This is a genomic window from Sulfitobacter sp., assembly GCF_041552635.1.
Classification (GTDB): domain Bacteria; phylum Pseudomonadota; class Alphaproteobacteria; order Rhodobacterales; family Rhodobacteraceae; genus Sulfitobacter.
On the sequence record NZ_JBFEKM010000164.1, the window covers coordinates 1 to 8,964 of the forward strand.

An 8,964-nucleotide genomic window follows, 5' to 3' on the forward strand; every position below is an offset into this window, starting at 1 on the left:
ATCGACGGCGGAATGATTATGCCCAGCGTGCCGCCCGACATCACCGTGCCAAGCGCAAACTTGTTCGTATAGCCCGCCTCGCGCATGGCAGGGTAAATCACGCTGCCGATGGCCAGCATGGTCACGATCGAAGAGCCAGAGATCGCCGCAAAAATAGCCGAACTGAGAACCGCCGCAATGCCAAGCCCCCCCGGCAGGTGCCCCACAAGCGCGCGGGCCACATCAATCAGACGCCGCGCGGTTGTACCCTTGGTCATCACGCCGCCGCACAGCATGAACATCGGGATTGCAAGGATCAGTTCTTTGTCCAGCGACACGAACATATCCTCGATGATCCAGGTGATATGCCCGCTGCCCCAAATCATCTGGGCATAGGCAATGGCGGCCAGCAGGATCACCAGCAGCGGCTGGCGTAGTACCAGTAACAGGCCTACAATTGCGATAAGAACAAGCGCGCTCATTCCAGGGTCTCCCCGTCTTCGGGACGCAAGTCCGGCCAGATTGCAAAGGCCAGATAGCGCATAGCGGCAGAAGCGAAGCCAAGGGGAAGTGCGATCTGCACCTTCCATATCTCAATGCTCACACCGGATGATCCGCGCTGACCGGAAAGATACGTGTCGTAAACAAACATCGCTGCGATGACCGTCACGGCAGTCAAGAAAGCAAAGGTGAAAATATCGGCGATGCGGTTGGCCGACACGTCCCAATCGCGGGGAAAGACCCGCTCACCCACTTTGGGGACAAGCTGCGCGCCCGTCCATGTGGCGATGCCGATACCGGCAAAAGCGCCAAAAATCAGCAGATAGACCGCGATCTTCTGAGAGCCGTAAAGGACAAGACTGCGCCCGTCGATGCCAATGCCACCAAGCAAAGGCATGACCGCTTCGCGCAATACCACATCATAGATGAGCAGCAATGCAATGGCGGAAAATGCCAGCACAGCAATCCAGACTTCAACACTGTGCCAGACAGCCAAAAAGGTTCTGACCTTGCGGGGGGCAGCAGACAATTGGCGCATCGCTTTACTCTTGTGATCAGGGAATACGTCGGGCGCAAAATACGCGCCCGACCTTTAGCACAGGCTCGCTTTACTTCGCGCAATCGGCGCGCGCGGCTTCCAGTTCGTCCCAGAACTTCAGGCCCTCAGGCGATGAATCCTTCAGGATTTCGGCATAATATGCGTCGATGCCGTCACGCCACTTCGCCGCTTCCTCTGCTGTCGGTTCGGCCACAGTGCCACCGTTGCCGCGGTGCATTTCAAACAGCTGGTTTTCGAAAGCGTAGAATGCTGCTGAGCGTTCAGCAAAGGGGCTGCGCGCTTGCGCACGGGCAATGCCGGCCTTGTTTTCTTCCGACAAACCTTCCCAAACGCGCTCGTTGATCACGATCACACCGGGGGGCAGGCCGATATCGATTTTAGAGAGCACAGGTGCGACCTGATTGATGCCCGCAAACATATAAAGAACGGGAATCGTCGGATAGACATCAATCAGCCCGGTTGAGATGGCCGATGCCGCCTCAGGCACAGAGACCATGCTGGGGTAGGCACCCATCTTTTCCCAATACAGGTTGGTAATCGGGTTGGCCGCGCCTCCGTGACGGACCCCTTTCAGATCGTCGGGCGAGGTGAAGGCCGTCTTACCCGAAAGCTGGATCGAGCCCACTTCGGACCAGTCCAGCACGCGCAAACCCGTCGGGCTCAACAGTGTCTGATAGTCGTCCTGAACCGCGGTGAGGATGCACATGCGCTCATCCATGTCGGTATAGTAATGGAGCATGTTCACCAGGTAGGCATCGCGCAGCTGGTCAGCGATTTCCGCAGTCGAAAACGCGCCCATGTCGATACGTCCGCGCATCACCTGCGGCAGGACTGTATTCCCCGGCCCCAGCTGGGAGTTGTAGAAAATCTCGATTTTGACATTGCCGCCGGTTTCCTCGGCGACATCGGCGGCAAATTTGTCAAACTGCTGCTGCCAGATTGTTTTTGATGGCGCGGCCGTTGCCATGCGCAGGGTCACTTCCTCGGCCATGACAGGCGTAGCGATGATGCCGGCCGCCAAGGCTGCACTGACAAAGATGGATTTAAAGGACATGGATGTAGCTCCTCCCATGAAGCATTTTCTGGTCTGTATCCAAATCATAACCATAATTAGAGGAAATATTCTAGAAAATATATTCTATAAATTTCAGGCCGCTAACTCCAATTAAGAAGAGGTGCGTCTCCGAGATCATGAAAACCGCCGCGTCGGCCATGGGAAAAGGTTTGCGATCTTGAGTGCGTCAGTAGCTGACACTACTGACTTGGCTTGGTGCCAGCGCACCCTTGCGTTTATCGCCAATCAAAGATTCGGGGGCTTGAGTGTCATCATGAGCGTGCGAAGACAGGCCAAGGCCAGAGGGCTGTCGGAGGAGATGACATCAGCCGTCAAAGACCCTATTGCAATGCTTCCAAATCCAAGCCTCAAACCGGCGGTGCGCCTGATCGATGGGGCCGAAATCGCGATGAATGGTCAAGTTTTGCATTAAACATATGCGGGGCAGAGCTGAGTAGCGGACGTTGACGAGGGATAGGGTGGACAAAACTAAGCGGACAAAGCTGCCGTTTCGTCGCGGCTGCGTCAATGACCGGTCCTGAACCAAGCGCTGGACGTCTTAAGACTACTCTTGGGTCTTTTACCTCAATTCTACATTCACCTGGTCAAGGTATCTCGCAAATAGCTTGCCACCCTCATCGTCAAAGTAGGTGCCAGTACGATGACAATCGGTGATGCGATCAATTCGGAAAGATCTGAAGTCGTCACGGCTTTCACACCAGCACGTCATTGTCCAGACACGGCCCCAATACGCATTTTGCAGTGGCCAAACCACCCGAGTAGAGGATTGATCGCCCAAGGACTGATACGAAATTCCCAGCTTTTCTTTGTTGCGGATTGCCGTGCGGATGCGTGGCATATGCTCAAAGCCGATTTTCGCCTGAGCGAAGGGATAGACCCCAAACCCCCAAGTTTTAGGGACCGTCCCATTGGCGGTGGCCACTTTGTTGATTTTCGAGGTAAGAGATGCCGCTGCCGTCTGTAACTCGGCGTCGGCGGCTTCGGACACGATAGCCATCCCCAGATGCAAGGCCTCCAGTTCTGTCAGGGAAAGGTTCATCGGTGGTAAAAACACAGGCTCGCGCAGCATGTATCCCACGCCGCGTTCACCTTCTATCGGGATGCCCGAGGCGACAAGTGTGTCGAAATCCCGATAGATCGTGCGCACCGAGACCTCCAAGCGGTCAGCAATGTCACGGGCAAGGTGCAAGCGACCATCTTGAACGATCTCTATGATCTCCGAAAGACGGTCGCTCCGACGCATTTTGCCCCCTTAGTTCACGCTGATCTCAAGGGTGGTATGATGCAAGACAACGCTTGGCCCGTCGATAGCTTTCATACATTTCGCAAGGGTTGGCTCTTTTCCGATCTGAGCTGCCGCCGCTCTGGCCGCATCAAGCGTTTCCCATTCGACATGCTCAATCCAAAGCCCATCATCGCTGCACGACAAGCGACGCGAGACAAAACCTGCCTGCTCGCGGGCGAAATCGGTAATGGCTTCGGCATCCTTGGCAAAAGCTTCACGGCTGATGCCGTCGAGCAGTTTGAAAGTTACTGTTTCGATTGTATGTTTTGTCATGTCTCATCTCCTCTATTTTCTTGACGAGACCGACTTAACGCAACCCAACTGCCAATTTATGTCAGTTGATCCCTGCCCACTAACTGTTCCGGCCATGATGCAGTCATTTTTCCCGACAGAGGACATTCGCTGCAACACAGAAAATCGTTTAAGTGGGCTCTTCGCGGTCATCCGCTGCGCGAGGCACGAACGGTCGGTCTGATATTTGCTGCGGTTCGCCGCATCACGCACAAAGTCCCGGATTGCGGACAAGGCAGGCTTGTGGAGTTGCAGCTATTGCTGACGCAGAAGGCCTTTGCACCGGCAGCATTTTGCATTCGGTATTGCAGCGGATGTAAAGAGATCAGGCATTCGGAAGGGCAAGTAAGTCAATTTCAAACCTCCGCTTCGCTGCGCGCGGGCCCAAGACTGTGACGCGGGATGTTGCTGACCGGTATTATTTCACCCAGAGCTTCCAAAGTGACGTTGCCTGGTGCACGCGATCCAATCGGCCACACAGGCTTGACATCGCTCCGCTGGGCAACTTCAGGCGGTACCGCAAAATTGGGCTATTTTTCAGCGTTGATAGCTTTCTCTACAGCAGCAACGAGGTCGGCGCGGCTTACGGGTTTCATCAAACGGATATCTTCCGGACGCAAACCGTTTCCGTGCACGGTGGCCTCGTTGGCGTAACCTGACATGAACACCACAGGCAAGTCGGGGTGGCGTTCTCGCAGGGCACGGGCGAGCTGCGTACCTTGCAAGGTTCCAGGCATGACGATGTCGGTCACCAAAAGATCAAAAGTCGCACCCTCGTCAAAAATCTGCATGGCCTCGTCACCAGAGTGCGCGGCGGTGATCTGGTAACCTGTCTTAGCCAAGATGTTCACGATCACCTTCAAAACCCCTTCTTCGTCCTCGACAACACATATTCGAGCACCGGTTTGCGTGGATTGCCGCGCATTAGGTCTTGCAAGCGCAGGTGCCTCCCGCTCGCCGCTGATTGCTTTGAAATACAGCTTGAAGGTGGTCCCAACATTCGGTTCCGAATAGACCCGAACTATGCCACCGGATTGTTTCACGAACCCCTGGATCATGGACAAGCCCAAACCTGATCCTGCCCCAACCGGTTTCGTTGTGAAAAACGGGTCAAAGATGTGTGCTTGGTTCTGATCGGGAATACCTATTCCCGTGTCGCTCACGGCAAGCATCACGTAACGCCCTGGTTCCGCATCCTCACCGCGAACTGTGTTGTATTCTTCATCAATTCGGACATTGGAGGTTTCGATTGTCAGTTTGCCACCACCGGGCATGGCATCACGCGCGTTCAGGATCAGGTTCAAAAGGGCGTTTTGGGTGAGTGTCGGGTCAATCTCAACCTGCCAAAGCCCCGCCAGCAGCGAAATCTCGACTTCGATATTCTCGGGGATCACGCGCGACGACCAGTTTTTTGTCTCCCGCGCCATCTCGTTGATGTTGATCTTCGCCGGCTGGAGGCTCGATTGGCGGGCAAAACTCAATAGGCTTTTGGTCAAGTCGGCCCCTCTTAGGGTCGCCGTTTTGGCAGCACTCAGAAACGTTTGCGACTCGTCGGAGAAATCAGTTTTTTCTATCAGTTCAATATTGCCAAGGATAACTGCGAGAAGATTGTTGAAGTCATGCGCCAGGCCGCCGGTCAATTGCCCGACGGATTCCATTTTCTGCGACTGAACAAGTCGCTCATTGATTTTTCGGAGATCTTCTTGCGTCCTAAGCAACTCGGTGACGTCGGTGGCCACTCCGACAAAACGGTCGATTTGCCCCCGTGCACCGCGCATCGCAACGCTGCGTGCATAGATGTCCCGGCTGATTCCGTCCGGCCCCGCCACCTTGTAGATCGGGTATTCGAAACGTTCGATTTGCTCTTCATCACCGGAAGCGATTTTTTTGAGCACCATCATGATCGTGGTACTGATTTTTTCAGCTTCTTCGGGTGCAAGGGAAGACGTCCAGATTGTCGGGTCTTTCCGAATGCTTTCCATGGTGTGACCAAAGATTTTCTCGAATGCGGGATTGATATATCGTGTCTCCCTGAAATCGGCGGAATTCACCCAAACGACGTCGTCGATGCTGTCGGCAATGTCGCGCAGCCGAGCTTCAACTTCGTCTACTGATCTCTGTCGAACAATGGCAAATCGACTTATGATGCCGAATACGATGGACGCCAACAGACCGAAAACCATGGTTGCTTCGTCCAGCCATGTGCTTGACCGCTGAATGACTGCGGCGGTGGGAGCAACTGTCACCTGCCACTGCCGCGGCCCCACATCGACAACATTGTTGTAGGCGATATCCGGACGGACTGCGGTCTCTGATGATTGGAAGATGACCGCGCCGTTGTCCATCACACTTAGGGCGTATGGGTAAACTTCCCTTTCAGCCAAGATGTTTGCAAACAGCAGCTCGGACCGGAATACGATATTGAGAAAACCCCGACGACCCAAGGCCCCGTTTATAGGTACATACGCGGTAAAGCCGCGACCGCCTTGCGCGAGTTCGATCGGCGGTGTCACCTGCATTGTCTCGGTATCTTCGGCAAGGGCAAGCGCCTGAGCGGGCAACGGAAGCGTGCGCAGGTCGAGATTGATTGCGGCCGCGTTGCCTTCTTCGGGTGTCACGATCCTGATCACACCTTGTGCATCAACCCAGCTGAGGGCCTGAAAATCCTCGAACAACGCATGCGTGAGCGCGGCCTCTGCGCGAAATGCCTGCATGTCTACACCGTCCGTCGCAATAAAGCGCTGTCCCAATAGCCTACCCGCTTTCAGCCGCGCGTCGAGATTGGTTTGCAACCGCGCGGCAAAATCTGAACCGACCAAGCGGGTTTCCTGTGACAGCTGCGAGTCGATGCTGCTTTTTTGGTTTACGAAAAGGACCGTCGATGCCGCGAAGATCACCAAAGAAACCAGAACCGGAACGATCACATCTAAACGAGCTTTGCGAAAGAATTTCATATATTGGGCTATCCTTAATAACACTTTTTTCTAAAGGCATTGAGCCGGATTAGCCAATATATTCTTTGGTTTGACTGTGGTTTCAAAAAAAGTCGCGAGAACTATTTGAATGGTGTTTCAGGTTTTCCGAGGACATCTAAAAATCTACGACATTCGAGGTTGAATGACAAAATCAACCAGACGAGCCTTTTTCTATCATAGGCAAAAAAAGGCCATGAGCGCCAAAAAGGTTGACGACGGACTGGTATGGTTTTTCGGAATGATAGAGGTTATTTTTTGAGGCCTGCTATCGGTCCGGTGTTCGATTTGGTATTGCAGTGATAAAGTAAATCGAATTCGAAAGCAGAGCGAAACATGCTGACAAATAGTGACCTGATCGAATTGACAGAGTTTCGCCGTGCTCTTCATCGCCGTCCGGAAGTTTCTGGCGAAGAAGTGGAAACCGCAAAGACTATTGTGGCTGCGGTGAAACTGATGCGCCCGACGGGTATCCTCACAGGGCTGGGTGGACATGGCGTGGCTGCGATCTTTGACAGCGGTAAGGACGGCCCGACGGTTCTCTTTCGCGCTGAACTTGATGCCCTGCCCATCGAGGAACGCAATGACGTAATCGCGTGGCCCTCGGAGACCCGTGGCAAAAGCCACGTCTGCGGGCATGATGGCCACATGACAATACTGCTTGCCCTGGGCCGTATGATCTCGCGCCAGCCCGTTGCACAAGGGCGTGTCATCTTGATGTTTCAGCCCGCCGAAGAAGACGGCAGCGGTGCGAAGGCCGTCGTCGCTGATCCGGCCTTTGCCGAGATTAAGCCGGACTGGGCGTTTGCCATTCACAATGAGCCCGGCAGCCCGTTTGGGTTCGTTTCGACCCGTGTGGGGTTGATGAACTGTGCGTCGCTGGGGCTGAAGGTTAGGCTCAGCGGGAAAACGGCCCACGCCGCCGACCCGCAGGACGGTGTTTCCCCGGCGTTAGCAGTCGCCAAGCTGATCCCTGCGCTGGATAATCTGGGACATGGCGAAGGCGGTCCGCGCAACGATGCATTTCGTCTGGTGACAATCACTCATGCCAAGATCGGAGAGCCAACCTTTGGCATCGCCCCCGGTGAAGCAGAGGTTTTCGCCACCCTGCGCGCGGCAGGTGATGCTGGCGTGGAAAGCCTTGAAACCGCCGCACGAAACCTTGCCACATCTGTTGCAGACGAATACGGGCTTGGCGTCGTGTTCGAGGTCCACGACCATTTCGCGGCTTCGGTAAATGACGCAGACGCCTATGATATCGCGACCAAAGCGATGGAAGCAATCGGTGTTCCTCACGGTCAAGAGAGCGTGCCAATGCGTGCATCGGAGGATTTCGGCGTATTTGGATGGGGCGCAAAAGCCGCGATGTTGTGCTTGGGGCCCGGCGAAGATCATGCGGCCTTGCACAATCCGGACTACGATTTCCCCGATGATTTGATTCCGATCGGAAGCGCAATCTTTGAACGCATCGCGCGAGATTTGTTGGGAACCGCTTAGGCGCATCGCAACCTATGCCTTCCCAAAACCAGCTATCCGCTGCGAGACAGTTTGGGCTCTTCGCGGTCATCCGCTGCCTGAGCCACGAACGGCCGGTCGCGTATGTGCTGCCGTTCGCTGCATCACGTACGAAGTCAGCTACGCGGACAAAGCCCCATTCTGCTGCACGTGCGCAAATGGCTGCCTTGGTGCGCTTTGCGGACCTTCGCTTTCTATTTTCACGCTTCAAGCGATTGCGACATTCATCCAGCGACATCAGTGATGGTTTGGATGCTGGCGTTCACCACAAATGCAGGTAACATGACTCCGGCCTATCGAGCCGGAGCCTTTGGTGTCCCATCAGGCTGGCAACACCTTTGATTTTTGCTCGCCCAAACCAGCAATACCCAAGGTAACAACCTCTCCGCCATGCAGATATTGCTGGGGAGACTGTCCCATGCCCACGCCAGGTGGCGTTCCGGTCGAAATCACATCGCCCGCCTTAAGGCTCATGAACTGGCTGCAATAGGAAACGAGGTGCGGGATCTTGAAGATCAATGTCGCGGTTGATCCCGTCTGCATCCGCTTGCCATCCACATCCAGCCACATATCGAGGTTGTCCATGTCCGCGATCTCATCCAGCGTCACAAGCCACGGGCCTGTCGGCCCGAAGGTGTCGCACCCTTTACCCTTGTCCCATGTGCCTGCTCGGTTCAGCTGGAAATCACGCTCTGACACATCGTTGATCACGCAAAAACCAGCGACATGGTCCATCGCATTGGCCTCGTCGATATAGGACCCAGGTTCGCCAATAACGACGCCCAGC

General features: G+C 54.8%; 9 protein-coding genes. 2 read left to right on the plus strand and 7 right to left on the minus strand.

Annotated elements, in window-relative coordinates; all coding sequences use genetic code 11:
- The 3 genes from ABYT07_RS16585 to ABYT07_RS16595 all read right to left on the minus strand — a co-directional run.
- The coding region (locus ABYT07_RS16585) for a TRAP transporter large permease subunit (RefSeq protein WP_372993147.1) at window positions 1–461 on the minus strand (461 nt) is incomplete at its 3' end.
- Entirely contained in the window at window positions 458–1,018 is a 561-nt protein-coding gene (locus ABYT07_RS16590) for a TRAP transporter small permease (RefSeq protein WP_372993148.1), read from the minus strand. The genes ABYT07_RS16590 and ABYT07_RS16585, both read right to left, overlap by 4 nt.
- Window positions 1,019–1,088: 70 nt before the next feature.
- A complete protein-coding gene (locus ABYT07_RS16595; RefSeq protein ID WP_372993149.1) occupies window positions 1,089–2,093 on the minus strand; it encodes a TRAP transporter substrate-binding protein in 1,005 nt (334 codons plus the stop codon).
- A gap of 178 nt (window positions 2,094–2,271) precedes the next feature.
- Here ABYT07_RS16595 and ABYT07_RS16600 point away from each other — a divergent pair, with 178 nt between their 5' ends.
- The gene (locus tag ABYT07_RS16600; RefSeq protein WP_372993150.1) at window positions 2,272–2,526 is read left to right on the plus strand and encodes a hypothetical protein; all 255 of its coding nucleotides are present in this window, start codon (window positions 2,272–2,274) and stop codon (window positions 2,524–2,526) included.
- Between the two features lie 147 nt (window positions 2,527–2,673).
- Here ABYT07_RS16600 and ABYT07_RS16605 read toward each other — a convergent pair whose 3' ends face one another.
- From ABYT07_RS16605 to ABYT07_RS16615, 3 genes are all read right to left on the minus strand, one after another.
- Complete coding sequence (locus ABYT07_RS16605) at window positions 2,674–3,357, minus strand: helix-turn-helix transcriptional regulator (protein WP_372993151.1); 684 nt, start codon at window positions 3,355–3,357, stop codon at window positions 2,674–2,676.
- A 9-nt stretch (window positions 3,358–3,366) separates the two neighbouring features.
- The gene (locus tag ABYT07_RS16610) at window positions 3,367–3,672 is read right to left on the minus strand and encodes an antibiotic biosynthesis monooxygenase (protein WP_372993152.1); all 306 of its coding nucleotides are present in this window, start codon (window positions 3,670–3,672) and stop codon (window positions 3,367–3,369) included.
- 548 nt (window positions 3,673–4,220) lie between these two features.
- Entirely contained in the window at window positions 4,221–6,644 is a 2,424-nt protein-coding gene (locus tag ABYT07_RS16615; RefSeq protein ID WP_372993153.1) for an ATP-binding protein, read from the minus strand.
- Window positions 6,645–6,998: 354 nt separating this feature from the next.
- Here ABYT07_RS16615 and ABYT07_RS16620 point away from each other — a divergent pair, with 354 nt between their 5' ends.
- Window positions 6,999–8,159 carry an amidohydrolase gene (locus ABYT07_RS16620; protein WP_372993154.1) on the plus strand — a complete coding sequence of 387 codons (1,161 nt, stop codon included), beginning with the start codon at window positions 6,999–7,001 and terminating at the stop codon, window positions 8,157–8,159.
- A 339-nt stretch (window positions 8,160–8,498) separates the two neighbouring features.
- Here ABYT07_RS16620 and ABYT07_RS16625 read toward each other — a convergent pair.
- Window positions 8,499–8,964, minus strand: a 466-nt coding sequence (locus ABYT07_RS16625) for a fumarylacetoacetate hydrolase family protein (protein ID WP_372993155.1), incomplete at its 5' end; no start/stop codon positions are given.

What these genes read in the sequence shown, in the direction of transcription:
- ABYT07_RS16590 (WP_372993148.1), bottom strand. Translation starts at nt 1,018, where the DNA reads ATGCGCCAATTGTCTGCTGCCCCCCGCAAGGTCAGAACCTTTTTGGCT.
- ABYT07_RS16595 (WP_372993149.1), bottom strand. Translation starts at nt 2,093, where the DNA reads ATGTCCTTTAAATCCATCTTTGTCAGTGCAGCCTTGGCGGCCGGCATC.
- ABYT07_RS16605 (WP_372993151.1), bottom strand. Translation starts at nt 3,357, where the DNA reads ATGCGTCGGAGCGACCGTCTTTCGGAGATCATAGAGATCGTTCAAGAT.
- ABYT07_RS16610 (WP_372993152.1), bottom strand. Translation starts at nt 3,672, where the DNA reads ATGACAAAACATACAATCGAAACAGTAACTTTCAAACTGCTCGACGGC.
- ABYT07_RS16615 (WP_372993153.1), bottom strand. Translation starts at nt 6,644, where the DNA reads ATGAAATTCTTTCGCAAAGCTCGTTTAGATGTGATCGTTCCGGTTCTG.
- ABYT07_RS16620 (WP_372993154.1), top strand. Translation starts at nt 6,999, where the DNA reads ATGCTGACAAATAGTGACCTGATCGAATTGACAGAGTTTCGCCGTGCT.